This is a genomic window from Burkholderia sp. FW306-1C-G01B, from assembly GCF_058781685.1.
The window spans coordinates 20,904-47,682 of the sequence record NZ_JBYSWZ010000015.1; the positions used below are offsets into that span (position 1 = coordinate 20,904).

A 26,779-nucleotide genomic window follows, 5' to 3' on the forward strand; every position below is an offset into this window, starting at 1 on the left:
AGACTCTGTGAGGACAGTGGGGAATGCGTTTTATGCGTTGACGGCTGCTTCGGCCGGCTGGCGGGACGCGGCCGCGGCGGGCGCATGCGTCTCGTGGAAATGGGCCGGGTGCGTGTGGGTCGTCAGGCGGTCGACCCACGCCATCACGAGCGCCGACACGAGGAACGACACGTGGATGATCACCTGCCACATGATCGCGTGCGTCGTGTGCTGGTCGGGGTTGATGAAGGTCTTCAGCAGGTGGATCGACGAAATGCTGATCAGCGCCATCGACAGCTTGACCTTCAGCACGCCCGCGTTCACGTGGTCGAGCCATTCGGGCTCGTCGGGGTGGCCTTCGATGCCGAGGCGCGACACGAACGTTTCGTAACCGCCGACGATCACCATGATCAGCAGGTTCGAGATCATCACCACGTCGATCAGGCCGAGCACCGCGAGCATCACGCTGACTTCGTCGAGGCCGGCCGCATGCGACAGCAGGTGCCAGACTTCCTTCAGGAACAGGAACACGTAGACGGCCTGCGCGACGATCAGGCCCAGGTAAAGTGGAACCTGGAGCCAGCGGCTCATGAAAATCAGCGCGGGAAGCGGGCGAAGCGGGCGACGGGCGGGGCGGCCGGGCGAATGCGGGGCGGACATGATGGCGGTGCGGGCGCGGTGCGCAGGTATCGGGGGTAATCTTGAAAAGGCGCGCTATTGTAACGCGTCGGCCGGCGCGACTGCAGCGCCGCGCCGGCACTGGCGGGGACCGATCAGGATGCGGCCGCCGGCACGCGTTTTGCGCGCAGGCTCGCGAGCACGATGCCGGCGACGACGCACGCGAGCGCGATGCCGCGCGCGAGCGTCGGGCGCTCGCCGAGGAATGCGATCCCATACGCGGCCGCGGCGACCGGCAGTACCGCGCTGAACACGCCGGCGAGGCTGTCCGGCACGTGCCGGATGCCTTTCATCCACAACCAGAACGAGAAGATGCTGGCCGACAGGCCATACCAGACGACGAGCGCCCACGTGCCGGCCGGCACGCTTGCGTAATCGAAATGCCACAGCGCCGTCGCGCCGAGCGGCAGCATCAGGAACAGGCCGAACAGGTGCGTGTACGCGCAGATGTCGATCGGCGCGAGCGTCTGCGTGAGCCGGCGCGACAGGATCACGTAGATCGATTCGCAGCACACGGCGCCTAGGATCAGCAGGTTGCCGGTCAGCGAGCCGGATGCGTCGCCGGGGGCGCCGTGCGCGGCCGCGCTGCCGTTAGCGAGGTTGATCGTCACGACGCCGGCGATCGCGAGCGCGATCGACACGAGCGCACGGCCGTTCGGTTTCTCGCGCAGGATCAGCCATGCGAACAGTGCGACGATCGCCGGGATCGTGCTGGTGATGACGCCGGCCGCCACCGCGCTCGTGCGCTGCACGCCGTTGAGCATCAGCAGCGTAAACATGAAGGTGCCGAAGAACGCCTGCAGGAACAGGTTCAGCCATTCGCCGCGCTTGACCGCGCGCATCTTCACGGGGCTGAACAGCGGCCACAGCACGGCGATCGCGATCACGAAGCGCAGCGTGGCGAGGATGGCGACGGGGACGAATGCAACGATGGATTTACCGATACCGACGTTACTGCCGACGAACAGCATCGACAGGATGAGGAAGAGGGCGTAGCGATTCAAGCTGGAATCCGGGGGGCGAGTTCAGTTAGGATTGTAGGGTCGCGGTCGTTACAGCGTAAAGCGCCGCCCGGCGTGCGAAACGGCCATGCCGCGTAAGTGACGGGTAAGTTGGAGCGCTTATCGTGGAAATTGCCGCGCCGCACGTTCATCGTCGTGTGACGTGGTGCGGTGCAGCATCGCGCGCAGCCTTCGCGGCCGCGTGCGGGTGGGTGGGAGACAGCGGCGCACATGCGCCGGCCAAGACGCGCGGCGCGCACGATCGCGCCGCCATGCAGAGGATTCATGTTCACCAAGGGGTTGTCGATGTCTGCGATTGAATCGGTTCTTCACGAAACCCGCCAGTTTGCGCCGCCCGCGGCGCTCGAGCAGGCGGCGGCCATTTCTGGCATGCCGGCCTATCGCGCGCTCGTCGCCGAGGCCGAGCGCGATTACGAAGGCTTCTGGGCGCGTCTCGCGCGCGAGGGCCTCGCGTGGCACAAGCCGTTCACGAAGGTGCTCGACGAGAGCAACGCGCCGTTATACAAGTGGTTCGACGACGGCGAGCTCAACGCGTCGTACAACTGCCTCGACCGCCACGTCGAAGCCGGCAACGGCGAGCGTGTCGCGGTGATCTTCGAAGCCGACGACGGCACCGTCACGCGCGTCACTTATGCCGATCTGCTGGCACGCGTGTCGCGCTTCGCGAACGCGCTGAAGAAACGCGGGATCGGCAAGGGCGATCGTGTCGTCATCTACATCCCGATGTCGATCGAAGGCATCGTCGCGATGCAGGCCTGCGCGCGCATCGGCGCGACGCACTCGGTCGTGTTCGGCGGCTTCTCCGCGAAATCGCTGAACGAGCGCCTCGTCGACGTCGGCGCGGTCGCGCTCGTCACGGCCGACGAGCAGGCGCGCGGCGGCAAGACGCTGCCGCTCAAGAGCATCGCCGACGAGGCGATCGCGATGGGCGGCTGCGAAGCGGTGAAGAGCGTGATCGTCTATCGCCGCACCGGCGGCAAGATCGACTGGCATGCGGGCCGCGACCTGTGGATGCATGAGATCGTGGACGGCGAAGCCGACCGCTGCGAGCCGGAATGGGTCGGCGCCGAGCATCCGCTGTTCATCCTGTATACGTCGGGCTCGACCGGCAAGCCGAAGGGCGTGCAGCACAGCACCGGCGGCTACCTGCTGTGGGCCGCGCAGACGATGAAGTGGACCTTCGACTGGAAGCCGACCGACGTGTTCTGGTGCACGGCCGACATCGGCTGGGTCACCGGTCATACGTACATCACGTACGGCCCGCTCGCGTGCGGCGGCACGCAGGTCGTGTTCGAAGGCGTGCCGACCTACCCGGACGCCGGCCGTTTCTGGAAGATGATCGGCGACCACAAGGTCAGCGTGTTCTACACCGCGCCGACCGCGATCCGTTCGCTGATCAAGGCGGCCGACGCCGACGACAAGGTGCATCCGAAGAGCTATGACCTGTCGAGCCTGCGCATCATCGGTACGGTCGGCGAGCCGATCAATCCGGAAGCGTGGATGTGGTATCACAAGCACGTCGGCCAGGAGCGCTGCCCGATCGTCGATACGTGGTGGCAGACCGAGACGGGCGGCCACATGATCACGCCGCTGCCGGGCGCGACGCCGACGGTGCCCGGTTCGTGCACGCTGCCGCTGCCGGGCATCATGGCCGCGGTGGTCGACGAGACGGGCCAGGACGTGCCGAACGGTCAGGGCGGCATCCTCGTCGTCAAGCGCCCGTGGCCCGCGATGATCCGCACGATCTGGGGCGACCCGGAGCGTTTCAAGAAGAGTTACTACCCGGAAGAACTCGGCGGCACGCTCTATCTCGCCGGCGACGGCACCGTGCGCGACAAGGACACCGGGTACTTCACGATCATGGGCCGCATCGACGACGTGCTGAACGTGTCGGGCCACCGGCTCGGCACGATGGAGATCGAGTCGGCGCTGGTGTCGCACGAGCTGGTTGCCGAGGCGGCCGTGGTCGGCCGGCCGGACGACACGACGGGCGAGGCAGTGGTCGCGTTCGTGGTGCTGAAGCGTTCGCGTCCGGAGGGCGAGGAAGCGGCGGCGCTCGCGAAGACGCTGCGCGACTGGGTCGGCAAGCAGATCGGGCCGATCGCGAAGCCGAAGGACATCCGCTTCGGCGACAACCTGCCGAAGACGCGCTCGGGCAAGATCATGCGGCGCCTGCTACGCTCGCTCGCGAAGGGCGAGGCGATCACGCAGGACACGTCCACGCTCGAGAATCCGGCCATCCTCGATCAGCTCGCCGAAGTGCGCTGATCTCACCTGTCGTGCGCCACGCGCGCATGAGCCCCTGCGCGGCAATCCCGATTGTCCGCGCAGGGGCTTTTTGCTAAACAACGGCATGACCGTTCCGACTCGTCCGGCGCCTGTCGCGCCGCCGCCCGTTCCCGAACCGCTCGCGCGTGCCCACGCGCGCTACTGGCGCTTCAATGTCGCGTTGATCGCGGTGCTGATGGCGATCGGTTTCTCGGTGTCGTTCATCGTGCCGTTCTTCGGGCCCGCGCTCGCCGGGGTCCGGCTCGCCGGCTTCAGCCTACCGTTCTATGTCGGCGCGCAGGGCGCGATTCTCGTGTACCTCGTGCTGATCGTCGTCTACATCGGGCTGATGCAACGCGCGGACCGTACGCTGCGCCGCGCGTACGACGACCATGCGGCGCGCACCGGCAATGCGCACGGCGGGCGCTGATTCATGCTGACGCATCGACTGATACGCGCATACGCGCTCTACACGCTGGGTTTTCTCGGGTTCGTGCTGCTGATGTGGCGGATCGAGCGCGCGACCGGCTCCGGTGTCTGGATCGGCTACGTGTTCCTGTTCGTGCCGATCGCCGTGTATGCGGTGATCGGGCTGCTGTCGCGCACGTCCGATCTCGTCGAGTACTACGTGGCCGGGCGGCGCGTGCCGTCCGCGTTCAACGGGATGGCGACGGCGGCCGACTGGCTGTCGGCCGCGTCGTTCATCGGCCTGGCCGGATCGCTGTACTCGACTGGCTACGACGCGCTGGCGTACGTGATGGGCTGGACGGGCGGGTTCTGCCTCGTCGCCTTCCTGCTCGCGCCTTATGTGCGCAAGCTCGCGCGCTACACGATTCCCGACTTTCTCGGCACGCGCTTCTCGAGCACGGCCGTGCGCGCGCTGGCGGCCGGCGCGGCGATCCTGTGTTCGTTCGTGTACCTGGTCGCGCAGATCCAGGGGATCGGGTTGATCGCGACGCGCTTCATCGGCGTCGATTTCGCGATCGGGATCTTTTGCGGGCTCGCGGGCATTCTCGTGTGCTCGTTTCTCGGCGGGATGCGCGCGGTCACGTGGACGCAGGTCGCGCAGTACATCATCCTGATCAGCGCGATCCTGATTCCGGTGTCGCTGATCGCGATGAAGAGCGGGCTCGGCCCCGTGCCGCAGTTCAATTACGGCAAGCTGATGGAGCGCGTCGCGGCGCGCGAGGCGCAGGTGCGCGATGCGGCCGACGAGCAGCAGGTGCGCGACGCGTATCGGCGGCAAGCCGCGGACATCCAGACGCGGCTCGACCGGTTGCCGGCGTCCTATGCGGACGCGCGCAGGCATCTCGTCGACCAGCTCGCCGACTTGCGGCGCCACAACGGGCCGCTGCGCGAGATCAGCCAGCGCGAGCGCGAGCTGGCCGACTTCCCGCGCGATCCGGCGGCGGCGCGCGTCGCGTGGACGCAGGCGCGCGACGATCTGCTGGCCCGTGCCGAGCCGCCCGTGCCGATGCACGAGCCGTTTCCCGCCGCGAGCGACGACGAACGCAAGCCGCGCGAGCGGAATTTCCTCGCGCTGCTGATGTGCCTGTCGCTCGGCACCGCGAGCCTGCCGCATATCCTGACGCGCTACAACACGACCACGTCGGTCGCGTCGGCGCGCCGCTCGGTCGGCTGGACGCTGTTCTTCATCGCGCTGTTCTACCTGAGCGTGCCGGTGCTCGCGGTGCTGATCAAGTACGAGATCCTTGCGAACCTCGTCGGGCGGCCGTTCGCCGAATTACCGGCGTGGGTCACGCAATGGCATCACTTCGAACCCGACCTGATCAGCGTCGTCGAGGTGATTCGCGACGGCATCGTGCACTGGTCGGAAATCCAGATGCAGCCGGACATGGTCGTGCTGGCCGCGCCGGAGATCGCGGGGCTGCCGTATGTCGTGTCGGGGCTGATTGCGGCCGGCGCGCTTGCCGCGGCGCTGTCGACCGCGGACGGGCTGCTGCTGACGATCGCGAACGCGCTATCGCACGATGTCTATTACTGCATGGTGGCACCCGACGCATCGAGCCAGCGGCGCGTGACGATCTCGAAGGTGCTGCTGCTCGGCGTCGCGCTGTTCGCATCGTATGTCGCGTCGCTCAATACGGGGAAGATCCTGTTTCTCGTCGGCGCGGCGTTCTCGCTGGCGGCATCGAGCTTCTTTCCGGTGCTCGTGCTCGGCGTGTTCTGGAAGCGCACGACGACGCGCGGCGCGATCGCCGGGATGGTGACGGGGCTCGCGGTGTGCGTGTACTACATCGTGTCGACCTATCCGTACTTCACGCAGTTGACGGGGTTCGTGGGGCGCACGTGGTTCGGGATCGAGCCGATCAGTTCGGGCGTGTTCGGCGTGCCGGCGGGGTTTGCGGTGGCGATTGCGGTGAGTTTGTGCGATCGGCGGCCGGATGAGTATACGCGGGCGTTGGTGGATTACATCAGGCATCCGTGACGCGGGAGGCGGGTGGATGGGGAGGGTGTCGGCGCCCCAAACGCCCAAAACGAAAAGCCCCTTGATTTATCGGGAAATCAAGGGGCTTCTTGCATTCTGGCGGAGAGAGGGGGATTCGAACCCCCGATAGGCGATTAACCTATACACGCTTTCCAGGCGTGCGACTTAAACCACTCATCCATCTCTCCGGAAGACCGAGAGTATAGCAAACTCTGGCGGCGGCCCGCCACTCCCTTGCACGCACGTCAGAAATCCGTCGTCATCGACAGCCACACCGACCGCGGATCGCCCTGCGTCAGATAGCTGCCGATCGTCGACGACCAGTACGACTTGTTTACGGCGTCCACGTACTGCCGTATAGGGGCGAACGTGCGATCATTGGCCGTCCGTATTCGTCGCATCAAATCGGGCCTGCCGGTTGCGCCCCGCGTGGCCGACCAGGACGATGCAATCCGCTCGCACGGCTCCCATCAGAAGGAACGCCACATCATGTCGCTCTCCGCCTTGCTCGCTTTTGCCCTGATCCTGTCCGTCGGCGTCGCGACGCCCGGCCCGACGGTGTTGCTTGCGATGAGCAACGGCTCGCGATACGGATTGCGTCACGCGATGATCGGCATGCTCGGCGCCGTCACCGCCGACGTCGTGCTCGTCGCGCTTGTCGGGCTCGGCCTTGGCGTGCTGCTCGACGCGTCGGAAACGGCGTTCGTGACGCTGAAGCTGCTCGGCGCGGCATGGCTCGCGTATGTCGGCATCCGGATGCTGATGTCGAGCGGCCATTCCACCGCGGCGCAGGAGCCCGAGCACCCGACGCCCGATCGCCGGACCGCGTTCCTGAAGAGCTTTTTCGTCGCGATGAGCAACCCGAAGTACTACCTGTTCATGTCCGCGCTGCTGCCGCAGTTCGTCGACCGGTCGCACGCGATCGCGCCGCAATACGCGATCCTCGCGGCGACGATCGTCGCGATCGACGTCATCGGGATGACCGGTTACGCGCTGCTCGGCGTGCATTCGGTGCGCGTATGGAAAGCGGCCGGGGAGAAGTGGCTGAACCGGGTCAGCGGGTCGCTGCTGCTGATGCTCGCGGGGTATGTCGCGCTGTATCGCAAGACCGCGGACTGACGCGGCGATGCATCGGGAAAGCGGCGCGCTGAAGTCGGCGCGGCAATGAAGCCGGTTGATCGCTTTACGCTCGAAACGCACGACCATCCGTACGAATCGTGGCCGTCACGCACGCATGTGCTCGTGGATGGCGTGCGCTGCGGTCTCGCCATTTCCGGCTATGTGCTGCTTCGCCAGTTCGAGATGCCGGCCGCATATCTGCTCGTCACCGACTGCGACTGCTTTGAAAGACTGTGAATTTTAAAACCCTGTCAGACAGTTTGTCTCAAGGGATTATAAAATCCTTCAAAAGTTCGTCATCGCTCTGGCAATTTGATATGCACGCCGAAAACGAGACGGGCGACACTCCCAGGGCGGACCAGCGGGCGTGGTTGTCCGATGAATAACGAAGTAAAAAAATCCTGAGATGGATAAGAATAATCCAACCAATCATTCAACAATCATGACAAGTCGAGGCCATGAAGAAAAAGCTTTAGCTTACGATGTTGCAATTGGTCTTTGCTATCTGACGGAAAGTGATTTTTCTAACCTCAAAAAAGAGGCTGATTGGCGATTTCTGAGTGGATTGGTGAGGAATGGTCAAAATGAATATTTTGCGGAATACATAAAGAAGGGGGAATATAAGGACATGTTCCTGCAAAAATGGGTTAAGGCCGATCCGATTGCAAGCATGCCAAAAAAAATCTACGATGAACGGGATGGCGGATTCTTCATGCGGGTTGGGAGTGTGCTATGAAGGTCATTGTTGCCACCCGGCAGCGGCGATTGGGGTTGGCGATTCTCGTTATGCTTTTGGCGGCGATCGCGTTGGCTGCTACGATGACATTGCCGAGCAATGTATCTGCCGGAAATTCAAGTGCAGGAGATCTGATGAAGAGAATGGTGCTGGTTCCCGGATTGCTGGCTGTTTTGGTTTTCGTGTTTTCTACCGTGCTGGCGACGTCGAGTGCGGTTGCGGCGACACCGCGATCGAAAGATGCGTCTGAGCCAAAAATCGACTCGGCGAAACCTTTCGTGGCACAAGTTGTTGGCCTTGAATGGCTCAATCCGTTGCAGCGCCGTGATTATCCGACGGAATGGCAATTGTTATGGGCATTGGGTCTGGTTTCCGCGAACAAGAATGATGATATGGTGCGGGCCAATCCCAAAAAATACTCTACCGTTCAGGCGATATCGATCGTCGCGGACGGTAGTGCTGGGCAAGAGTCATTTGGTGGATTTTATGAGAAATATATCGATGAGCTGCTGGTATTGTTCCGCACTCGATATGTGACCAACTCTAATTATTTTTATACCGTAAAGTCTAATGATAGAGGTAGGTGGCGCGAGTTGGCTGGGGTGCATGTTGAATTGGCAATTCCTGCTGGTCGTCTTGATCCAATCGAGGCAAAGGCATATTTGCGTGACCAAATGGTCAGCGCGTTTGAGATTGGAAATTCGTCTGCAAAAGACCTGTGGAGCCAGGATACACCGCCTGATGTGCACGTGACGTCGGGTCAGGGGAATGCCGGCTTTACATCGCTGAACGCAGCGCTGGACTATCTGGCTGTCCACCCCGACAAAAGCGTGTGGGTGATGAACTGGGATGCACCCAGCTTCCCGCCGAAGGACGAACAGATCAACGAGAACATGGTGGTGCTGTTCCTCGCCGGCCCCGACCTGAAGACCGAACGTGAGCCGCTGGCATGGATCGGCAAGGCTGCACGAAGCAACGTCAAGGACTTCGAGGCGAAACAAGGCGCGAGCCGCGCGGTACAGGCATGGAAGTCGACGATCGATACGGCGGCGAGTAATGCAGGCGTGCCGGTCTCGTCAGTGAATTACATCGTGCATGACGCGGGCAAGGGAAGCGATGCCGCATCGACACGGATTGCCTCACTGTCGCAGACGTTGACGGAAGTGCTGCCGGAATACGATTTCCGTACGCAGACTTTCAATACGTCGGCGTTGCTCGGCGACATGGGCGCCGGCGCGGCATTGACCGACGTGGCGCTAGCAATCGGCCGCGCGAATCACCTCGGTGGAAATGTGCTCGTAGCCGGAACGACCGACGCGGAGCATCCGACGGCAGTGGTAGTCGTCGCGCCTTCGAAGCTGACGCCGATCGACGCAAGCAAGGACTGGTTCCGCGCACGCGGTGGAAACAACGCGTACTTGCCGTGGTGGGGGCGCCGTCACGACGCGCGTCCGGCGTCGCAAGGTTATTCGGAATAAGGAGCGCGTATGCGCGGAATCATTCGAGTCGGCGATGCGACGAGCCACGGCGGCCAGGTCGTGACCGGCAGCGCGGTCAGTGAAGTGATGGGGCGGCCGGTCGCCCGGCTCGGTGATACGTGCGTCTGCCCGATTTCGGGGCATCAGGCGTGCTTCATCGCCGAAGGCGATCCGCAGGTCATCGTCGACGGAAAACCCGCCGCTTTCGACGGTCACAAGACATCGTGCGGCGCGACGCTGATTTCGAGTCTGGCGTCGTCCGGGCGGGAGTGAGTCGTCGGAACCATTCGCTTCAAGAAACGCACTACATGGCGCGATACCACAGCTCCGGATCGACGGATTGCTGGTGTCGGGCTGGTCCTCATGATTGGCCGGTTCGGTCAGGAACAGCGATGGGCCGCTTTATTCCTGTCAGACGCGTTGGGTGTGTCTTGATCGTCATGGCGACACTCTTGGCAGGTTCGATGTTGCGGAGACCTTCAATACGTCGGCATTGCTCGGTGACATGCGAGCCGGCGTGGCATTGACCGACGTGGCATTGGCGATCGGCCGCGCGAATCACCTTGGCGGAAACGCGCTCGTGGCGGGCACGACCGACGCGGAGCATCCGACGGCAGTGGTGGTCGTACCGTCAAAACGGACGCCGATCGACGCCAGCAAGAACTGGTTCCGCTTACGTGACGGGAACAACGCGTACTTGCCTTGGTGGGACCGTCGTCATGACGCGGGCCCGATGGCGTTAAGCAATCTGTAACAGTCGGAAGAATAGATCGCGGCAAATTCTTTCACGTTACCTTCAATTTTGCGTCTGCTCGGTCACCCGTCAAATCTGGATTCTTGCTCCATAAGGCATATGTCCGCACCTCCGAAGCACGCGTCGAGGCTGCCATCATCTACATTACAGTGCGTAATTAAAATGAAAGAAATGATGCCCTTGACGCACCGCACCGTCGCCATTTATTGTCCGTCTGCCGCCCGTGAGAGAGCACGGCGGTTATCGCGGATGTGCGCGTCGCGCGCACGACAACACGTAGCAAAAAGCAGAAAAGGAAACGTGGTAGCCACATGAAGCCGCTATTCGATGACAAGAAATCCGATGCGGTCAGCGATCGTCCTTCCACCCCGTCTTTGTCACCCGTCGCAGTGCCCGCCGCCGTCGTGCCGGCAGCGCAGCCGACGGAGCACGCGCGCCTGATCACCGTCGACGAGATCGACCAGCTCGGCGCGACGCAGGGTACGCGGATCGCCGCCTTCTCCCAGCAGATACTCGCGAGCGTCCGTGCGTCCGACGCCGACCAGTTCGGCGACAAGCTCAACGAACTGATCTCGACCGCGAAAGGACTCGACCCGCGCGGCGCCGACAAGGGCGGGCTGCTCACGCAGGTCACGCGGCTGTTCCGCTCGACCAAGGAGAAGCTGCTGTCGCAGTACGAGTCGGCGAGCAAGCGGATGGATACGCTCGTCGCCGAACTCGAAAACCATGCGCAGCGCCAGAAGGCCGGCATCGACGAGCTCGAGCGGATGTACAACGACAACTATGCGCTGCACCAGGAGCTCGCGCAGTCGAAGGCGCACGGCGAATCGGCGCTCGCGACGCTGCGCGCGCATCTCGCGGCCGGCCAGCAGCCGGCGGACGACGCGTTCGCCGCGCAACGCCTGCTCGACGTGAAGCGCAAGGTCGACGCGCTCGAAAGCAAGCTCGACGACCTCGACCGCGCGATGCTGATGTCGAAGCAGCTCGCGCCGCAGATCCGGATGGAGCAGGACCAGAAACGCACGCTGACGTCGAAGTTCATGACGATCAAGACCGTGCTGATCCCCGCGTGGACCAACGCGTTCGCGCTCTACCTCGAGCAGCTCGGCACGAAGCGCGCGGCGGCGCTCGCGAACGCGACATATGACGCAGCCGACGAGGCGATCCGCGCGCAGGCCGACCTGAATCGCCAGAACGCGCAGGAAGTCGCGAAGCTCGGTCAGCGCCCGGTGATCTCGACCGACACGTTCGAATACGCGCAGCAGCAGCTGTTCGGCGCATTCGACGACGTCACGCAGATCATCGCCGACGGCAAGCGCCAGCGTGAGCAGGACGCGCCGCGCCTGCGCCAGCTCGAACAGGACCTGATCACCCGATTCGCTCCGAAGCATAACTAAGGAACACCGCATGATTACGCTTGAGAAACGCGCGGCGAAGGTCGCGATCGTCCTCGAAAAACGCCAGATCCTGAAGCCGCCCGTCGTGCGTGTCGGCGCGGCGCTCGACATCTCGGGCTCCGCGAAGCCGCTTTACCAGTCGGGCGTGATCCAGGAGACGCACGACCGGATCCTCGGCATCGCACTGAAGTTCGACGACAACGGCGAAGTCGATACGTGGACCTTCACCGAAGGCTACGACCGCCTGCCGACCGCGACGCCGGACAACTACGGCTCGTACATCTCCGATCACGTGCTCGAAGCCCGGATCGACAAGTGGGGCGGCACGCAGTACGCGCCGGTGATGAACGACATCGTCGACTTCTTCTTCCGCGCGCCGGAGCCGAAGCGCGAAGAAAAGCGCGGCTTCCTGAGCCGGCTGTTCGGCGGCGCGGACGAAGCGCCCGCGCCGGCCGCCTCCGCACCGGTGAACGGCCACCTGCCCGCATGGGTGCTGTTCGTCACCGACGGGCAGAACCCGAAGAACGACCGCAAGCGCGTGCGCCAGTTGATGGCCGAGTCTCAGCACTTTCCGCTGTACTGGTCGCTCGTCGGCGTCGGCGATCCGAACGAATTCGGCTTCCTCGCGGAAGTCGCGGACGAAATGCCGAACGTCGGCTTCCTGCATCTCGAGTCGCTCGATCTCAGCGACGAACAGATCTATGAACAGTTGATCACGCAGGAATTCTGCGACTGGGTGCGCGCGAAGTAAGCGCGGCCCGCATCCCCCTTTTTCAAAACTCGATTACCCCATCATGTTGAAAGACTTCAAGATCCCGCTGTCGCTCACCGTGCTCGCGCTGGTCGCGGCCTATCTCCTCGGCGGCGTAAAGGACATGCTGATCGTCGCGGTCCTGTGCGTGCTCGAAATTTCGCTGTCGCTCGACAACGCGGTCGTCAACGCATCGGTGCTCAAGAACTGGTCGGAGAAGTGGCGCAACCGCTTCATGGTGTTCGGCCTGCCGGTTGCCGTGTTCGGCATGCGGCTCGTGTTCCCGCTGCTGATCGTCGCGGTGATCGGCCACATCGGAATGTGGGACGCGCTGACGCTCGCGATCGAATCGCCGGAGAAGTACGCGGCGATTCTGACCTCCGCGCATCACCAGGTGTCGGCGTTCGGCGGCGCGTTCCTGCTGATGGTGTTCTTCAAGTTCATGCTCGACACCGAGAAGGACGAGCACTGGATCGGTTTCCTCGAAGGCCCGATGCGCCATCTCGGCCGCATCACGGCGCTGGAAGTGGCGCTGACGCTCGCGATCGTGATCGTCGCGTCGTTCTATGTGCCGGCGGCCGAGCAGGTCAGCTTCCTGCTCGCGGGCGCGTTCGGCGTGATCAGCTTCGTGATTGCGCACGGCATCGGCGACCTGATCGGCGGCGAGGACACCGGCACGCGCGTGGTGCGCGAAGGCGTCGCGGGCTTCATGTATCTCGAAGTGCTCGATTCGTCGTTCAGCTTCGACGGCGTGATCGGCGCGTTCGCGCTGTCGAACAACATCTTCCTGATCGCGCTCGGCCTCGGCGTCGGCGCGGCCTACATCCGGGAGATGACGCTCGTGCTGCTGAAGAAGGGCACGCTCGCGCAGTATCGCTTTCTCGAGCACGGTGCGTTCTGGGCGATCGGTGCGCTCGCAACGATCATGTTCCTCGGTGTGAAGTTCGAGGTGCCCGAGGTTGTCACGGGCCTGATCGGTGCGGCGATGATCGCCGCGGCCGTGTGGTCGTCGATCGTCGTGCAACGCAAGGAAGACCGGACCGCGGTGGCGGGCAAGTAATACACGCGGCCCGGACACCATCAACGAGGGGCCGCGCACGGCGCCCCGGCATTGCCGCCGGCGCAACGGCGGTTCCAGCAGAAGAGGTTCAGATGATCAATTTGTCGAAAGGCGGTCGCGTCAACCTGTCGAAGGAAGCGCCCGGCACGCAGAAATTCCGCATCGGTCTCGGTTGGGACGCGAACGCGACGGACACGGGCACGGATTTCGATCTCGACGTGTCGGTGTTCCTGTGCAAGTACGATGCGCAGACCAATCCGAAGCTGATCTCGGATCAGCACTTCGTGTTCTACAACAGCGAAGTGCGCACGATGGACCGCGAGGAAACCTTCATCCAGCCGGGCGACGATTTCCCGAAGCGCGGGATGCCGGCGTCGAAGTGCATGGGCGTCGTGCATAGCGGCGACAACCGCACGGGCAGCGGCGGCGGCGACGACGAAGTGATCTTCATCGACATGACGAAGCTTGCTGCCGACGTCGAGGAAATCTCGGTGGTCGTGACGATCGACCAGGCCGAAGCGCGTCGCCAGAATTTCGGACAGGTTCGCAACAGCTACATCCAGATCGCCGACGAGGTGTCGGGTGCGGTGATCGCGAAGTATGCGCTCGAGGAAGACTTCTCGATGGAGACGTCGGTGCAGGTCGGCAGCTTCTATCGTCGCGACGGCCACTTCATGTTCAAGGCGGTCGGCGCCGGTTACAACCGTGGCCTCGGCGATTTCGTGCGCGCGTACGGTGTCGCGGTCTGACTGGCGGCAGCCCGGCGTGCGGGAGACCGCCGCGCCGGGCAGGATGCAGCGATGACGAATCCGTCCGACGAGCCGAAGCGGCTCGAGTTCGATACGACGCCCGAGCGCACGCCCGGGCGTCTTGCGTTCGACGCGCCGTCCACGGCCGGTGTGCCGGCCGCGCGTGTGCCCGACCGGCCGGCGCCGCAGGCGCTCGACTTCGGGCCGGCGTCCGACAAGGCCGTGCGCGCGGCGAGCGCCGATGCGATTGGCCGCGCGCTGTTCGGCGAGTCGAACCATCCGCTGCTCGAAGCGTGCTTCCGCGCCGCGCAGGCCAGCTTCCCGAATCTCTATCCCGACTTCGCGCCGCGCATCGAGCGGCACATCCGGCAACTGGTGCCGCTCAAGCTTGCGACAGTCGCGACGATCGGCGACAGCGCGCTGGAGACGGCGGGCAACCTCGTCGAAGCCGTCGCGGCGACGACGCGCGAATTCAACGAACTTGGCGCGGCCGACATGATGGCCGGCCTGCTCGCGCAGGCGACGCGCAAGGCCGGCAGGTTCGAACGCTGGTTCGGCGCGGCGTCGAGCCATGTCGACTACCGCGCGGCGCTCGGCGCGCTCAAGCAATCGCTCGGCTTCTTCCCGCGTCGCACCGAGGAGCTTGCCGCGAAGGTCCGCCATGCGGAAGAAAACCTCGTGATCGTGCTCGCGGCGCTGAGCGCGGTGGCGGACGTCGTGCGCGTGCCGGACGACGCGGGCGTCGAGCGCACGCTGTTCGACCGCCGCAACATCGTCGGGCAGGCCGTCCAGCAGATCCGGATGCAGCCCGCGCAACTGCGCGGGCTCGACGAGCGCGTGACCGACCTGCTGTCGCGCGCCGATCACCTGATGAACGTCGTGCTGCCCGCGGCACTGGCGGCGCGGCCGCAGCGCTGAGCGAACGGCACGACGGCCACGTGCGCTTCGGCGCGCGTGGTCGCCGCCCGGGCCACGCTTCGTCACGCCGTTTCGCGCGCACTGGCGCGAGTCTGCTATCTTCCCGGGCATCTCATCGCTTTTCCGCCGATTCTCCATGACTGACCGCATCGTCGCCGCATTCGATTTCGACGGCACCATCACGACCACCGACAGCTTCCGCCACTTTGTCCGCTACGCAATCGGCACGCCGCGCTTCGCGTGGGCCGGGCTGCGCGCGCTGCCGTGGATCGTCGCGATGAAGGCCGGGTTGCTGTCGCGCGGCGACGCGAAGGCGAAGTTCGCGTCGTTTGCGTTCGGGCCGGTTCGCGAGGACGCGCTCGATGCGCTGGCAAGCACTTTCGTCGGTACGACCCTGCCGCGCTTCGTGCGGCCGGAAATGCTCGAACGGATTCGCGAGCATCGGGCGCGCGGGCATGAAGTCGTGCTGGTCAGCGCGTCGCCATCGCTGTATCTGGAGAAGTGGGCGAAGACGGCCGGTTTCGACGCCGTGCTCGCGACGCGGCTTGCGTTCGAGCGCGGCGCATTCGCCGGGCGGCTCGACGGCGAGAATTGCTGGGGGCCGCAGAAGGTCGTGCGGCTGCGCGGGTGGTGGGGCAACCGGCCGCCGACGCAACTGTTCGCGTACGGCGACAGTCGCGGCGACAAGGAAATGGCCGAACTCGCGAACTGGTCGTGGATCCGCGGGCAGGGAGCGATGCCTCCGATCGGCGATTGATACGGCGCGCTGCCGACGCCGGTATTACGCGTCGACCTGCACGTGACGCGTGCCGCGCGAAGGACGATAAGCACCCCAGCGATTTGCACGCGCGAACGTGCCGACGTCGTTGAAGCGCACGCCCACTTCGCGCAGCGCCGCATGCGCGGTTCGCGCGGTCAGTTGCCGGATGTAGAACGGGTCGCGCACGACGAAGTGATGGATCGCGTGCGTGCTGCCGAAGTTGAAGCAGAACAACTGGAACGGCAGCATCCACCACGGGTTGAGTACCTGCGTCTGCTGGATCACGTTGCGCGAATCGATGTCGCCGAAGTAATGCATGTTCGAGCTGACGAAGTTGATGCAGAAGCTGCGCACGAAGTTCGGCCCGAGCCACACGACCGCCAGGAAATCGACGATATCCATCACACGCTCGACCAGGGCCGGCACCGTCACCGCATAGCCGAACGTGTGCAGTGCGAACAGGCCGATGTGATAGACGATGAACGCGTGCCACAGCGCGTAGTACACGTGACCGACCGGCATGTACGACGACACCTGCTCGACACGCAACTGCGTGCGCTCGGCCGGATCCTGCACCGGCTGTGCGGCAACGTACTGCTTCACCTTGCGGCGCATCGCGGCCGGCCGCAGCACGACGGCGAGCATCCCGTCCGCGATCATCAGCAGGCGCTTCACGCCCCAGCGCTCGCCGTTGGTGATGCCGAATTCCTCGAGATCCGATTCGCCGCCCGACACCTTGTGGTGATGCAGGTGCATGCGCCGCCGCGTCCACGGGTTGATCGTGCCCGGCCGCGTGAGCCAGCACAGCGCCATCATCAGGTGATAGGCCCACGGCGTCTTTTTGAAGTACATCAAGTGGATCAGGTCGTGCTCGAGTTCGTGGATCAGCGACGTGACGAACGCGGCGAGGGGCAGCGCGACGTACCACGCGATCGTGCCGCATGCATACAGCCACGCGATCGCGAGCATCGCGGCGACCGACACGGCCATCACGGTCGCGCCGACGAGGTTCTGGTTGTCGAGCAGCGGAAAGCGCGCGCGGATCGCATCGCTCGCGGCGTTGACCTCGCGGCGGACGTACGCGACCTTGTCTGCGTCGTGGCGAAAGACGGTTCGTGCGGGTTGGCTCATCGACCGGAATCCGTGCGGAAAGAGTGGGGCGTTATGCCGATGTGACAAGCATAGGCGGGCGCCGCACCGCACGCGAGGGCCGCCGGTGCCAATGGGGGTGTCATTTCGGGCCACGATGGCCGGCGAGCGGGCGCCCGTTTGCGCGCCGCGAGGCTAGAGTGCCGCCGCGGTGTCATTGCGGGCCAGCGGCGCTACAATCCGCCGAAATCGCTCCGGAGTCCGCCGCATGGCCCTGTCCGTCCCGGATGCCGCGCGCCAGTTGAACAAGGCGACGGTGTCGTCCGCGTATGCGCTGTTCATGCTGATGCTGGCCGAGGAGCGCGGGATCGATAACGATCGCATTCTCGCCGGCTCGGGTGTCGAGCGCGAACGGCTCGCGCAGCCCGATGCGCGCATCACGCCGCTGCAGCAGGCGGCGATCGTGTTCAACCTGCTCGATGCGACCGACGACCCGACGATCGCGATCGAGATCGGCTTGCGCAGCAGCCTGACGAAAGCGGGGCTGATCGGTTTCGGGCTGATGAGCTGCGCGACGCTTGGAGAGGCGATCGCGCTCGGCATCCGCTATCTGCCGACGCGCGTGCCGTTCTTCTCGGTGCGGCTCGCGCAACTCGACGGGATCGTCGACATCGACGTGCTCGAAGCGTTTCCGCTCGGCCGGCTGCGCCAGTTTGCAGTGGAGAACTTCCTGGTCGAGACCGCGATCCTGTTCAATTCGCTGCTGTATCCGGCGCCGGGGCGCACGCTGCAGTCGCGTGCCGAACTGCACTTCGAATGGCCCGAGCCGCCATGGTTCGAGCGTTATCGCGCGCGGCTGCCGCGTTGTCATTTCGATGCAAGCGCGAACCGCATCCGCTGCGACGCCGCACTGCTCGACGAGCCGATCGGTACCGCGAACGCACACACAGCGCAGATGATCGTCCAGCAGTGCGAGGCCGAACTCGCGCGGCTCGGTTATGCGGAGAGCATCGTCGAGCGCGTGCGCAACCTGCTGATCTGCGGCGATGGCGGTTATCCGTCGGTCGACGACGTCGCGCGCGAGCTGCACGTATCGGCGCGCACGCTCAAGCGCAAGCTCGCCGAGTACGGCGCGACCTATTCGGCGCTGCTCGACGAGATCAGGCTGCGCGATGCACTGCGGCTGCTGGAGGGCACGCGGTTGCCGGTCGACGAGATTGCGGCGCGCGTCGGTTATACGGACCGCGCCAATTTCACGCGTGCGTTCAAGCGCTGGACGGGTGTTGCGCCGAGCGAGCGGCGCTGAGCGAGGGCACGGGGGGGAACAGCGTTCGCAGTGGACCTGCCGGATCGTGCCCGGGCGTTGCTTGGTCAGACGATCTCGACCCAGTTTGCACCGCGCCCGCCTGCTGCACGCGCGTGCAGCGACAGCGCGCCGTCGTCCGGCGCGATCGCATATACCGACACGTATTCCGACTGCTCGCCGCACGCGACGAGCCAGCGCCCCGACGGATCGATCGCGAACCCACGCGGCTGCGTTTCGGTGGTCGTCGCGTGCGCGGGCTCGAACGTGCCGTCGGCGGTGCGGCGATAGCAGAGCAGTTGGCTCGACGTGCGTTCGCTGACATACACGAAACGCTCGTCGGGCGTCAGATGCAGGTCGGCGGCCCACACCGAAGGTTCGGCGGGCGCGGGCGGTCGCGCATGGCCTTGCGCGAGTTCGGCGATGGCCGGGTGGCGCGCGCTCACGTGCGCATCGCCGAGCCGGCCGCTGTCGGGATCGCGCGCGAAGGTGGCGAGCGTGCCCTGGAATTCACTGACGACGACGAGCGCGCGGCCGTCGCGCGCGAATCGCAGGTGACGCGGGCCGAAGCCGGCCGGCACGCGCGTTTCGCCGTGTTCGGCCAAACGCAGGCCGGCTGCGTCCTCGACGAGCGCGAAGCTGAACACGCGATCCGAGCCGAGCGAACTGACGTACGCGAAACGATTGTCCGGCGACACGATCACCGCGTGCGCGTTCGCGATGCCGCCGGCCACCTGCAGCGGCGCGCCGTCGCCGTCGCGCACGCGCGCGGCGTCGTAGAGGCTCAGCGAATTCCCGCCGTACGACGCACCGAGCAGCCAGCGGCCGCTGCGGTCGAGCGACAGGTACGCGTGGCTCGCATCGATCGCGGTCGCGCCGATGCGCGCGAGCGCGCCCGTGGCCGCGGCGACGCGGAACGCGACGAGCGTCGGCTGCTCACCGCGCGTCGCGACGTAGAGCCGCGCGCGGTCGGCCTGCACGACGATCGGCATCGCGACGTCGGCGGCCGGATAGCGGGCGAGCGGCGCGAGCGTGCCGTCGCTCGCGAGGGAGAACGTGGCGAGGTCGCCGTCGGCGGCATTCGAGACGACGACGGTCAGGCGGTCAGTGTTCGGCATGGCGGAGCATCGTAGCGTTCGTGAAGGATTCGTCGACCGACGGGCCGCGCGGCGGATCGCTGCGCCGGTGCGTGCGCGCGAACAGCGCGGCGACCGCGGCGACGAGGGACGCGATCGCGAGCGCATACAGCCCGCCCGTGATCGAACCCGTATGTTGCTTCAGATAGCCGAATGCCGTCGGCGCGACGAATCCGCCGAGATTGCCGACCGAGTTGATCAGCGCGATCACGGCCGCGGCCACGCGCGTGTCGAGGTAACCCTGCGGGATCGGCCAGAACAGCGACGCCGCAGCCTTGAAACCGAGCGCGGCGAAGCAGATCGACGCGAACGACCACACGGGATCGTGCGACGTCGACGCGAACAGCCCGCACGCGGCGAGCACGAGCGCGAACGCGAGCCAGCGCTGCGGATGCTTCCATTTCGCGGACAACACCGCGAAACCGTACATCGCGCCGATCGCGATCATCCACGGAATCGTGTTGTACAGGCCGACCTGGAAATCGCTGAGGCCGCCCATCTTGCGAATGATCGTCGGCAGCCAGAACGTGGCCGCGTAGATCGTCAGCTGGATCGAGAAGTACAGGAAGCAGAACAGCATGATCTGCGGATCGCGCAGCAGCGCGGTGGCGCGCACGGGCACGTTCGAGCGTACGTCGCGCGTCGCGCGCTCCGCGTCGAGCGCCGTTTCGAGCGCCGCGCGTTCGTCGGTGGTGAGCCACGTCGCGTCGCGGATGTGCGATTTCAGCAGCAGCCAGCTCGCGCCGCACAGCGCGACCGAGAACAGCCCTTCGATCAGGAACATCCATTGCCAGCCTTCGAGGCCGAAGCCGCGGATCGACAGCAGCGCGCCGGTGACGGGCCCGGACAGCACCGACGCGAACGCGGAGCCGCCGAGGAAGATCGCCATCGCCTTGCCGCGCTCCTGCGGCGGCAGCCATTGCGACAGGTACAGCACGACGCCGGGGAAGAAGCCGGCCTCGGCCGCGCCGAGCAGGAAGCGCAGCACGTAGAACGACGTGTCGTTCCACACGAACGCCATCGCGGCCGCGACGATGCCCCACGTCGCCATGATCCGCGCGAGCCACACGCGTGCGCCGTAGCGCTGCATCAGCAGGTTCGACGGCACTTCGAACAGCGCATAGCCGACGAAGAACAGCCCGGCGCCGAGCCCGTACGCGGCCGCGCCGATGCCGATCGACGCTTCGAGGTGGCGATCGACGAAACCGACGTTCACGCGGTCGATGTAGTTCGCGATGAACATGATCAGCACGAGCGGCAGCACGTGCCACTTCACTTTCGAGACGGCGGACGCGAGCGGGTCGCGGCCGGGTAGCGCGGGCGAGGGCGGGTTCAACGGTGTCTCCGGTTGGGCGGCGGACGGGGCGGCAGCCCGCGTCGGCGTCTGGGTGGTGGCTTATGTAGTATGTCGTCGTATGACATGGTACGCCTGAGTGTTAATGGAGACGTCACGGGTTTACCCGGAAATTTTCCGGATATTGGGGAATGTCATGAGATCGATTGGATATTCGATCATGTCTGATGACGTATGACTATCGTGGGCGTGTGCGCTGCAAGCCATTTGCAGGTGAATCCGGCTACGCTGTATCGAGGAGCGCGCGCGGTTGCGGCAAAATACCGGGCTCGCGCTCGGTGTGCATGGCATGTGCGCGAGCGGCGGCGATTTCATGCTGAAGACGGAGCGACGGAACATGCAGGACAACCACCAAGGACGGCACTTCTTCGCGTTCAACGGCGATGCGGACGGCCTGTGCGCGCTTCAGCAACTGCGGCTCGCGGAAGGCGCACACGGCCTGCTCGTGACAGGCGTGAAGCGCGACATCCGGCTGCTCGAGCGGATCGATGCGCGGGCCGGCGATCGTGTCACCGTGCTCGACGTGTCGCACGATCAGAACCGCGACGCGTGCGCGCGACTGCTGCGCGAAGGGGCGACAGTCCGCTATTTCGATCATCACTTCGCAGGCGAGCTACCCGCCGATCCGGGCTTCCACGCGCATATCGACACGGCGGCAGATGTCTGCACGAGCGCGCTCGTGAACCGCCATCTCGGCGGCCGGCATGTGCGCTGGGCGATCGTCGCGGCATTCGGCGACGAACTGCCGGCGCTCGGCGGCGCGCTTGCGCGCGAGCAAGGGATCGACGACGCCGAACGTTGCACGCTCGCCGAACTCGGGCTCTACCTGAACTACAACGCGTACGGCGATTGCATCGGCGATCTGCACTTCGATCCGGCGGCGCTCGCCGACGCGATGTTGCCGTGCGTCGATCCGCTCGATTTCGTGCGCGGGACCGCCGTGTTCGCCGCACTGCGCGACGGCTACCGCGACGACATGGCGCGCGCATGCGCGCTTGCGCCGCTGCGCGAGGTGCCGGGCGCGACGCTGGTACGGATGCCTGATCAACCGTGGGCGCGGCGCGCGACCGGGATGCTCGCGAACGAACGAATGCGCAACGCGCCGCATGCGGCGCTTGCGGTGCTGTCGCCGCGCGCCGAAGGCGGGCTCGTCGTCAGCGTGCGCGTGCCCGACGGCCGGCCGCTCGGCGCCGACGAGTTCTGCCGCGGCTTTGCGACCGGCGGCGGGCGCAAGCGCGCGGGCGGCATCAACCATCTGCCGGAAACCGAGTTCGACGCATTCGCCGCGCGTTTCGAGGCAGCGTTCCGGCTCGATTGACGAAGCGATCGGCGACGCGCGCCGTGCAGCCGTTGCGCGGCGCGCGTCGTGGCCAGGTCAGCCGAATCGGCCGGTCGCACCCGCGAGCACGGCCGGCACGTACCGCGCATCGCGGTGCACATGCACCCGACATCGAGCGTAGGCCGGCGGACGCGGCGAAGAATCGTCGGAATGGACCAAGGCGTTTCACCGGGCGCGCGACGCGGTGCGATGGCCGTGGCCGTCATCGGCACGTTGGCACGTCGAACGTCGACACCGTGTGGCGCAGCCGCGACAATACGCATCCTGTTCCGCGTTCCGCATCGAGGTGCCCGTGCCCGCCAAGTCGTCCGTTGCTCCCGCGATCGTCTGGTTTCGCGACGATCTGCGCGTGACCGACCAGCCCGCGCTGACGCGCGCGGTCGAGTCAGGCCGGCCGCTCGTGTGCGTGTTCGTCGACGATACGGGCGCCGGTTCGGGGCGCCCGCCGGGCGGCGCAGCGCGCTGGTGGCTGCACGGGTCGCTGGCCGGGCTCGACGCCGCGCTCGCGCGTCACGGCGGGCGCTTGCTGCTGTTGCGCGGTGACGCGCAGCGCGAGATCGAGCGCGTCGTACGCGACACGGGCGCGGCGGCTGTGTACTGGAACCGCCGCTACGCGCAGCCGCAGCGCGACGCCGACGCGGCGCTGAAAGCGTCGCTCAAGGCGCGCGGCGTCAAGGTCGAGAGCAGCAACGGCAGCCTGCTGAACGAGCCATGGGAGGTGCTGACGGGCAGCGGTGCGCCATACCAGGTGTTCACCGCGTACTGGCGCGCGGCGCGCCGCGACCGCACGGTCGCCGCGCCGCTGCCGGAACCGGAACGGATCGTGTTTCAACCATGGCCGGAAACGGTGCTTGACCGTGCGCTGGCGCTCGCCGCGCTCGCGTTGCGATCGCCCGTGCCGGATTGGGCTGGCGGCCTGCGCGACGCATGGCCCGCGCCCGACGAGGCCGGTGCGCACGAACGGCTCGACGCGTTCCTGACGGCGTCGCTTGCCGGTTATGCGGATGCGCGCGATCGTCCCGACCGGCCCGCGACGAGCCGGCTGTCGCCGTTCCTGCGCTTCGGCAATGTATCGCCGCGACAGGTGTGGCACGCTGTGCAGGGCGCCGCGAATGCAGGCGGCGCGGCGTACGTTGCGGGCGCCGACAAGTTCCTGAGCGAACTCGGCTGGCGCGAATTCAGCTACGCGCTGCTGTATCACTTCCCGGCGCTCGCGACCGACAACTTCCGCGCGCGGTTCGACGCGATGCCGTGGCGTGACGATTCCGCGGCGCTGCGCGCGTGGCAGCGCGGCCGGACCGGCTATCCGCTCGTCGATGCGGGCCTGCGCGAGCTGTGGACGACCGGCTGGATGCACAACCGTGTGCGGATGGTCGTCGCGTCGTTCCTGGTCAAGCATCTGCTGATCGACTGGCGCGCGGGCGAAGCGTGGTTCTGGGACACGCTGGTCGACGCCGATCCCGCGAACAACGCGGCGAGCTGGCAGTGGGTGGCCGGCTGCGGCGCCGATGCCGCGCCGTATTTCCGCATCTTCAATCCGGTCGCGCAGGGCGAGAAGTTCGACCCGGACGGCGCGTACGTGCGGCGCTGGGTGCCCGAACTCGCGGGCCTCGACACCGCGTCGATCCACGCGCCGTGGGAAGCGTCGCCGCTGCAGCTCGACGCGGCCGGCATACGGCCTGGCATCGACTATCCGGCGCCGCTCGTCGATCACGCCGCCGCGCGCACTCGCGCGCTCGATGCGCTGGCCGCATTGCCGAAACGTCGCTGACTGCCTGCCCGCGCGACACGGTTCGCCGCGTCAGTTGCAGAACGCGACGTGTTCGAGCAGTGCGTACGCGACCCCCGAATCGAAGTAGGCCGAGCCGCACCACGCGACGAACGCGAGCGTGCCGGCCGCCAGCGCCGCGCGGATCATGCCCATGCCGCGTTGCCCGATGCCGGGCGCGCGACACGCGCGTCGTCGATCGGCAGGTGCAGAAGCGCCGCGAGCACGCCGAGCGCGATCGAACCGATCCACAGCGGCAGGTACGAATGCATCGCGTCGAACACGATCGCACCGAGCCAGACGCCGAAGAAGCTGCCGAGCTGGTGCCCGAAGAACACGAAGCCGAACAGCGTCGCGATGTAGCGCACGCCGAACACCTGCGAGATCACGCCGTTCGTCAGCGGCACCGTGCCGAGCCACGTGAACCCCATCACCGCCGCGAACACATAGACGCTCGCGGGCGACAGCGGCGCGGCGACGAACGCGGCCATCGCGAGCGCGCGCACGAGGTACAGCACCGACAGCACGTACTTGCGTCGCAGCAGCCCGCCGAGATGCCCGCACGCATAGGTGCCGGCCACGTTGGTCAGCGCGATCAGCGCGAGCGCGACGCTTGCGTGGCGCGCCGGCAGCCCGTGGTCGAGCAGGTAAGCGGGCAGGTGCGTCGCGATGAACGCAAGCTGGAAGCCGCACGCGAAGAAGCCCGCGTTCAGCAGCCAGAAGCCGCGATGCGCGAACGCCTCGCGCACCGCTTCGCCGATCGACTGGTCGGGGCCGGCGGCGGCGCCGGACGCTTGCGCGGGCCGGTCGCGCAGCAGCACGGCGAGCGGCGCGAGCAGCGCGGCGACGAGCGCCAGCGCGACGAACGCGTGCCGCCAGCCGATGCCGCCGATCAGTTCCTGCGCGACGGGCACCATGCAGAACTGGCCGAGCCCGCCGATCGCGCCGGCGACGCCGAGCGCCCAGCCGCGCCGGTCGGGCGGAAACAGGCGGCTCAGCGCGCCGTAGATCGATGCGAATGCCGATCCCGACAGTGCGATGCCGATCACGAGCCCGGCGCCGACCGTGAACATGCCGGTCGACGCCGCGTGCGCCATCGTGACGAGCCCGGCCGCATACAGCAGCATCCCGGCGACGATCACGCGCACCGACCCGAAGCGGTCGGCGACCATCCCCGTGAACGGCTGCGCGACACCCCAGATCAGGTTCTGCAGCGCCAGTGCGAGCCCGAATGCTTCGCGCGACCAGCCATGGTCGAGCGATACGGGCGCGAGGAACAGGCCCTGCACATGGCGGATGCCGAGCGCGGCGCCCATGATCAGGCCGCCCGCCAGCACGGGCAGCCAGCGGCGTCGGACTTCCTGCTCGATCGGGGTCATGCGTGTCTCCGGATGTAGGCGCGCGGCGAAACGGCCGCGCTCGATTCGATTAGACGATCGGGCCCGGCGTCGCTCAAGCGATCATTCGGTCAGGTTGGCATGCGTGCGGGGAATGTGACGGAGTGCGGGGTGGCGGCGGCCGGCCGTGGTCACGGTCATTCGGAAAGCCTGCGCCGGCTTACGTCGACGCCATGTCGTGCGCGCGCATCGCGGTATCGCATTCGGCCGCTTCGGCGAGCATCCAGTCGCGCACGTCGGCGACTTCGCGGCGCGGTGCCGGATCGTGCTGGAACAGCCAGTAGCCGTACGCATCCGACGGCGCCTGCGTGTGCGGCCCGAGCACCGCGAGCCGCCCGTCCGCGAGCATCGGCGAGACCAGCGCGAGCCGGCCGAGCGCAACGCCCTGGCCCGCGATCGCGGCCTGGATCACCTGGTCGTACTGGTTGAAGCGCAGCACGCCTTTGGGGCGCGCGTCGCCGAGCCCGGCCGCGTGCAGGTGCGTGCGCCACTGCAATTGCGGTTGCGGCGGTCCGTCGAATTCGAGCAGCACGTGGTCGGCGATCGCGGCCGCGCTCGTGACCGGCCGCGCGGCGAGCGCGGGATGCGCGACCGGCATGACGATCTCGTCGAACAGGCGCAGCGCGCCGGCCGGCGCACGGTCACGCGGGCAATAGCGGATGCCGAGGTCGATGCCTTCGGTACGCAAATCGAGTACCTTGTCGTTCGCGGCGACGCGCAGGTCGATCTCCGGCAGGCGCGCCTGCAGCCGCCCGAGCCGCGGCAGCAGCCACAGCGCGGTGACGCCGATGCTCGCGGTGATCGTGACGGGCTGGCGTTCGCGTGCGGCGGCGAGCGACGCGACGGTGTCCTGCAGGCTGTGCAGCGCCGCATCCGCGACGCGGAACAGCCGTTCGCCTTCCGGCGTGAACGCGATCTTCCGGTAGCCGCGCTGCAGCAACGCGACGCCGAGATGCGCTTCGAGCGCATGCACCTGGCGGCTGACCGCCGACTGCGTGACGCACAGGTCCTGCGCGGCGAGCGTGATGCTCATGCGGCGGCCGACGGCGACGAAACCGCGGACCAGGTCGAGCGACGGGAGACGGACGAGAGGCGTTGACATGCGCGTGACTCATGCGAACGGAGCAGGAAGATTGGTTGAGAACGAGGCACGCGTCAAGTTCAATGGACGCTGACCGATGGGCGCGGGCGGTGGCTCGGAGCGTGAAGCACGGGGCCGGAGCGGGCGCTGAAGCGCTGACTCTGGCCGACCGCAAAGCATGGGGCTCGAGTAAG

The 26,779-nt window shown here is 66.2% G+C and carries 25 protein-coding genes, 1 tRNA gene and 1 pseudogene; 18 read left to right on the forward strand and 9 right to left on the reverse strand.

What is annotated here, in order from left to right:
• Window positions 1–30: 30 nt before the first annotated feature.
• Together AC3WLY_RS26665 and AC3WLY_RS26670 are read right to left on the reverse strand one after the other, a co-directional pair.
• A complete protein-coding gene (locus AC3WLY_RS26665) occupies window positions 31–639 on the reverse strand; it encodes a TIGR00645 family protein (RefSeq protein ID WP_492310535.1) in 609 nt (202 codons plus the stop codon).
• Between the two features lie 113 nt (window positions 640–752).
• On the reverse strand, window positions 753–1,661 hold the full coding sequence (locus tag AC3WLY_RS26670; RefSeq protein WP_492310534.1) for a DMT family transporter: 909 nt from the start codon (window positions 1,659–1,661) through the stop codon (window positions 753–755).
• Between the two features lie 303 nt (window positions 1,662–1,964).
• On the opposite strand from AC3WLY_RS26670, the gene acs reads away from it, so the two are divergent.
• The 3 genes from acs to AC3WLY_RS26685 all read left to right on the forward strand — a co-directional run bounded on the left by acs (window position 1,965) and on the right by AC3WLY_RS26685 (window position 6,396).
• Window positions 1,965–3,947, forward strand: coding sequence for an acetate--CoA ligase (acs, locus tag AC3WLY_RS26675; protein WP_310141501.1), 1,983 nt, complete (start codon window positions 1,965–1,967; stop codon window positions 3,945–3,947).
• 85 nt (window positions 3,948–4,032) lie between these two features.
• Window positions 4,033–4,377, forward strand: coding sequence for a DUF4212 domain-containing protein (locus AC3WLY_RS26680; RefSeq protein ID WP_175964170.1), 345 nt, complete (start codon window positions 4,033–4,035; stop codon window positions 4,375–4,377).
• A 3-nt stretch (window positions 4,378–4,380) separates the two neighbouring features.
• Window positions 4,381–6,396 carry a sodium:solute symporter family protein gene (locus AC3WLY_RS26685; protein WP_492310533.1) on the forward strand — a complete coding sequence of 672 codons (2,016 nt, stop codon included), beginning with the start codon at window positions 4,381–4,383 and terminating at the stop codon, window positions 6,394–6,396.
• A gap of 97 nt (window positions 6,397–6,493) precedes the next feature.
• On the opposite strand, the gene AC3WLY_RS26690 is transcribed toward AC3WLY_RS26685, so the two are convergent.
• Window positions 6,494–6,584, reverse strand: a tRNA-Ser gene (locus tag AC3WLY_RS26690).
• A gap of 301 nt (window positions 6,585–6,885) precedes the next feature.
• On the opposite strand from AC3WLY_RS26690, the gene AC3WLY_RS26695 reads away from it, so the two are divergent.
• The 12 genes and pseudogenes from AC3WLY_RS26695 (at window position 6,886) to AC3WLY_RS26750 (ending at window position 16,115) form a co-directional block, all read left to right on the forward strand.
• Complete coding sequence (locus tag AC3WLY_RS26695) at window positions 6,886–7,515, forward strand: LysE family translocator (RefSeq protein ID WP_492310532.1); 630 nt, start codon at window positions 6,886–6,888, stop codon at window positions 7,513–7,515.
• 45 nt (window positions 7,516–7,560) lie between these two features.
• On the forward strand, window positions 7,561–7,752 hold the full coding sequence (locus tag AC3WLY_RS26700) for a hypothetical protein (protein WP_492310531.1): 192 nt from the start codon (window positions 7,561–7,563) through the stop codon (window positions 7,750–7,752).
• Between the two features lie 169 nt (window positions 7,753–7,921).
• Window positions 7,922–8,251, forward strand: coding sequence for a hypothetical protein (locus AC3WLY_RS26705; RefSeq protein WP_492310530.1), 330 nt, complete (start codon window positions 7,922–7,924; stop codon window positions 8,249–8,251).
• Window positions 8,248–9,729: a virulence factor gene (locus tag AC3WLY_RS26710; RefSeq protein WP_492310529.1), complete on the forward strand. Its 1,482-nt coding sequence runs from the start codon at window positions 8,248–8,250 to the stop codon at window positions 9,727–9,729. The genes AC3WLY_RS26705 and AC3WLY_RS26710 overlap by 4 nt, the downstream gene beginning before the upstream one ends.
• A 9-nt stretch (window positions 9,730–9,738) precedes the next feature.
• Window positions 9,739–10,002: a PAAR domain-containing protein gene (locus tag AC3WLY_RS26715; protein WP_011352637.1), complete on the forward strand. Its 264-nt coding sequence runs from the start codon at window positions 9,739–9,741 to the stop codon at window positions 10,000–10,002.
• 199 nt (window positions 10,003–10,201) lie between these two features.
• A pseudogene (locus tag AC3WLY_RS26720) lies at window positions 10,202–10,483 on the forward strand (virulence factor); the annotation flags it as partial.
• 311 nt (window positions 10,484–10,794) lie between these two features.
• Window positions 10,795–11,880 carry a toxic anion resistance protein gene (locus AC3WLY_RS26725; RefSeq protein ID WP_492310528.1) on the forward strand — a complete coding sequence of 362 codons (1,086 nt, stop codon included), beginning with the start codon at window positions 10,795–10,797 and terminating at the stop codon, window positions 11,878–11,880.
• Between the two features lie 10 nt (window positions 11,881–11,890).
• Window positions 11,891–12,631, forward strand: coding sequence for a VWA domain-containing protein (locus AC3WLY_RS26730; RefSeq protein ID WP_034183503.1), 741 nt, complete (start codon window positions 11,891–11,893; stop codon window positions 12,629–12,631).
• A gap of 43 nt (window positions 12,632–12,674) precedes the next feature.
• Entirely contained in the window at window positions 12,675–13,691 is a 1,017-nt protein-coding gene (locus AC3WLY_RS26735; protein ID WP_072436946.1) for a DUF475 domain-containing protein, read from the forward strand.
• A 92-nt stretch (window positions 13,692–13,783) separates the two neighbouring features.
• Entirely contained in the window at window positions 13,784–14,440 is a 657-nt protein-coding gene (locus AC3WLY_RS26740; protein WP_175964164.1) for a TerD family protein, read from the forward strand.
• 51 nt (window positions 14,441–14,491) lie between these two features.
• Window positions 14,492–15,358 carry a hypothetical protein gene (locus AC3WLY_RS26745; protein WP_175964163.1) on the forward strand — a complete coding sequence of 289 codons (867 nt, stop codon included), beginning with the start codon at window positions 14,492–14,494 and terminating at the stop codon, window positions 15,356–15,358.
• 136 nt (window positions 15,359–15,494) lie between these two features.
• On the forward strand, window positions 15,495–16,115 hold the full coding sequence (locus AC3WLY_RS26750) for an HAD family hydrolase (RefSeq protein WP_175964162.1): 621 nt from the start codon (window positions 15,495–15,497) through the stop codon (window positions 16,113–16,115).
• Between the two features lie 24 nt (window positions 16,116–16,139).
• Here the strand turns inward: AC3WLY_RS26750 and AC3WLY_RS26755 are convergent, their stop codons facing one another.
• Window positions 16,140–17,249: a fatty acid desaturase gene (locus tag AC3WLY_RS26755; RefSeq protein WP_492310527.1), complete on the reverse strand. Its 1,110-nt coding sequence runs from the start codon at window positions 17,247–17,249 to the stop codon at window positions 16,140–16,142.
• A 226-nt stretch (window positions 17,250–17,475) separates the two neighbouring features.
• Here AC3WLY_RS26755 and AC3WLY_RS26760 point away from each other — a divergent pair, with 226 nt between their 5' ends.
• A complete protein-coding gene (locus AC3WLY_RS26760) occupies window positions 17,476–18,513 on the forward strand; it encodes an AraC family transcriptional regulator (RefSeq protein WP_425131881.1) in 1,038 nt (345 codons plus the stop codon).
• Between the two features lie 65 nt (window positions 18,514–18,578).
• Here the strand turns inward: AC3WLY_RS26760 and AC3WLY_RS26765 are convergent, their stop codons facing one another.
• Together AC3WLY_RS26765 and AC3WLY_RS26770 are read right to left on the reverse strand one after the other, a co-directional pair.
• Complete coding sequence (locus tag AC3WLY_RS26765; RefSeq protein WP_425131882.1) at window positions 18,579–19,628, reverse strand: lactonase family protein; 1,050 nt, start codon at window positions 19,626–19,628, stop codon at window positions 18,579–18,581.
• The gene (locus AC3WLY_RS26770; RefSeq protein ID WP_175964158.1) at window positions 19,615–20,982 is read right to left on the reverse strand and encodes an MFS transporter; all 1,368 of its coding nucleotides are present in this window, start codon (window positions 20,980–20,982) and stop codon (window positions 19,615–19,617) included. Before AC3WLY_RS26770 ends, AC3WLY_RS26765 begins: the two co-directional genes overlap by 14 nt.
• A gap of 355 nt (window positions 20,983–21,337) precedes the next feature.
• Between AC3WLY_RS26770 and AC3WLY_RS26775 the strand changes: the two genes are divergently transcribed.
• Together AC3WLY_RS26775 and AC3WLY_RS26780 are read left to right on the forward strand one after the other, a co-directional pair.
• Complete coding sequence (locus AC3WLY_RS26775) at window positions 21,338–22,318, forward strand: acetyltransferase (protein WP_310141536.1); 981 nt, start codon at window positions 21,338–21,340, stop codon at window positions 22,316–22,318.
• Window positions 22,319–22,631: 313 nt separating this feature from the next.
• Window positions 22,632–24,110, forward strand: a complete 1,479-nt coding sequence (locus tag AC3WLY_RS26780; RefSeq protein ID WP_492310526.1) for a cryptochrome/photolyase family protein — start codon at window positions 22,632–22,634, stop codon at window positions 24,108–24,110.
• A 30-nt stretch (window positions 24,111–24,140) separates the two neighbouring features.
• Here AC3WLY_RS26780 and AC3WLY_RS26785 read toward each other — a convergent pair whose 3' ends face one another.
• From AC3WLY_RS26785 to AC3WLY_RS26795, 3 genes are all read right to left on the reverse strand, one after another.
• On the reverse strand, window positions 24,141–24,263 hold the full coding sequence (locus AC3WLY_RS26785) for a hypothetical protein (protein WP_275557394.1): 123 nt from the start codon (window positions 24,261–24,263) through the stop codon (window positions 24,141–24,143).
• Entirely contained in the window at window positions 24,254–25,486 is a 1,233-nt protein-coding gene (locus AC3WLY_RS26790; RefSeq protein WP_492310525.1) for an MFS transporter, read from the reverse strand. The genes AC3WLY_RS26785 and AC3WLY_RS26790 overlap by 10 nt, the downstream gene beginning before the upstream one ends.
• 178 nt (window positions 25,487–25,664) lie before the next feature.
• Complete coding sequence (locus tag AC3WLY_RS26795; protein ID WP_175964156.1) at window positions 25,665–26,606, reverse strand: LysR substrate-binding domain-containing protein; 942 nt, start codon at window positions 26,604–26,606, stop codon at window positions 25,665–25,667.
• Between the last annotated feature and the right edge of the window lie 173 nt (window positions 26,607–26,779).

Coding starts and splice junctions, on each gene's coding strand:
- AC3WLY_RS26665 (WP_492310535.1), bottom strand. CDS start 639: ATGTCCGCCCCGCATTCGCCCGGCCGCCCCGCCCGTCGCCCGCTTCGC.
- acs (WP_310141501.1), top strand. CDS start 1,965: ATGTCTGCGATTGAATCGGTTCTTCACGAAACCCGCCAGTTTGCGCCG.
- AC3WLY_RS26680 (WP_175964170.1), top strand. CDS start 4,033: ATGACCGTTCCGACTCGTCCGGCGCCTGTCGCGCCGCCGCCCGTTCCC.
- AC3WLY_RS26685 (WP_492310533.1), top strand. CDS start 4,381: ATGCTGACGCATCGACTGATACGCGCATACGCGCTCTACACGCTGGGT.
- AC3WLY_RS26695 (WP_492310532.1), top strand. CDS start 6,886: ATGTCGCTCTCCGCCTTGCTCGCTTTTGCCCTGATCCTGTCCGTCGGC.
- AC3WLY_RS26700 (WP_492310531.1), top strand. CDS start 7,561: ATGAAGCCGGTTGATCGCTTTACGCTCGAAACGCACGACCATCCGTAC.
- AC3WLY_RS26705 (WP_492310530.1), top strand. CDS start 7,922: ATGGATAAGAATAATCCAACCAATCATTCAACAATCATGACAAGTCGA.
- AC3WLY_RS26710 (WP_492310529.1), top strand. CDS start 8,248: ATGAAGGTCATTGTTGCCACCCGGCAGCGGCGATTGGGGTTGGCGATT.
- AC3WLY_RS26715 (WP_011352637.1), top strand. CDS start 9,739: ATGCGCGGAATCATTCGAGTCGGCGATGCGACGAGCCACGGCGGCCAG.
- AC3WLY_RS26725 (WP_492310528.1), top strand. CDS start 10,795: ATGAAGCCGCTATTCGATGACAAGAAATCCGATGCGGTCAGCGATCGT.
- AC3WLY_RS26730 (WP_034183503.1), top strand. CDS start 11,891: ATGATTACGCTTGAGAAACGCGCGGCGAAGGTCGCGATCGTCCTCGAA.
- AC3WLY_RS26735 (WP_072436946.1), top strand. CDS start 12,675: ATGTTGAAAGACTTCAAGATCCCGCTGTCGCTCACCGTGCTCGCGCTG.
- AC3WLY_RS26740 (WP_175964164.1), top strand. CDS start 13,784: ATGATCAATTTGTCGAAAGGCGGTCGCGTCAACCTGTCGAAGGAAGCG.
- AC3WLY_RS26745 (WP_175964163.1), top strand. CDS start 14,492: ATGACGAATCCGTCCGACGAGCCGAAGCGGCTCGAGTTCGATACGACG.
- AC3WLY_RS26750 (WP_175964162.1), top strand. CDS start 15,495: ATGACTGACCGCATCGTCGCCGCATTCGATTTCGACGGCACCATCACG.
- AC3WLY_RS26755 (WP_492310527.1), bottom strand. CDS start 17,249: ATGAGCCAACCCGCACGAACCGTCTTTCGCCACGACGCAGACAAGGTC.
- AC3WLY_RS26760 (WP_425131881.1), top strand. CDS start 17,476: ATGGCCCTGTCCGTCCCGGATGCCGCGCGCCAGTTGAACAAGGCGACG.
- AC3WLY_RS26765 (WP_425131882.1), bottom strand. CDS start 19,628: ATGCCGAACACTGACCGCCTGACCGTCGTCGTCTCGAATGCCGCCGAC.
- AC3WLY_RS26775 (WP_310141536.1), top strand. CDS start 21,338: ATGCAGGACAACCACCAAGGACGGCACTTCTTCGCGTTCAACGGCGAT.
- AC3WLY_RS26785 (WP_275557394.1), bottom strand. CDS start 24,263: ATGGGCATGATCCGCGCGGCGCTGGCGGCCGGCACGCTCGCGTTCGTC.
- AC3WLY_RS26790 (WP_492310525.1), bottom strand. CDS start 25,486: ATGACCCCGATCGAGCAGGAAGTCCGACGCCGCTGGCTGCCCGTGCTG.
- AC3WLY_RS26795 (WP_175964156.1), bottom strand. CDS start 26,606: ATGTCAACGCCTCTCGTCCGTCTCCCGTCGCTCGACCTGGTCCGCGGT.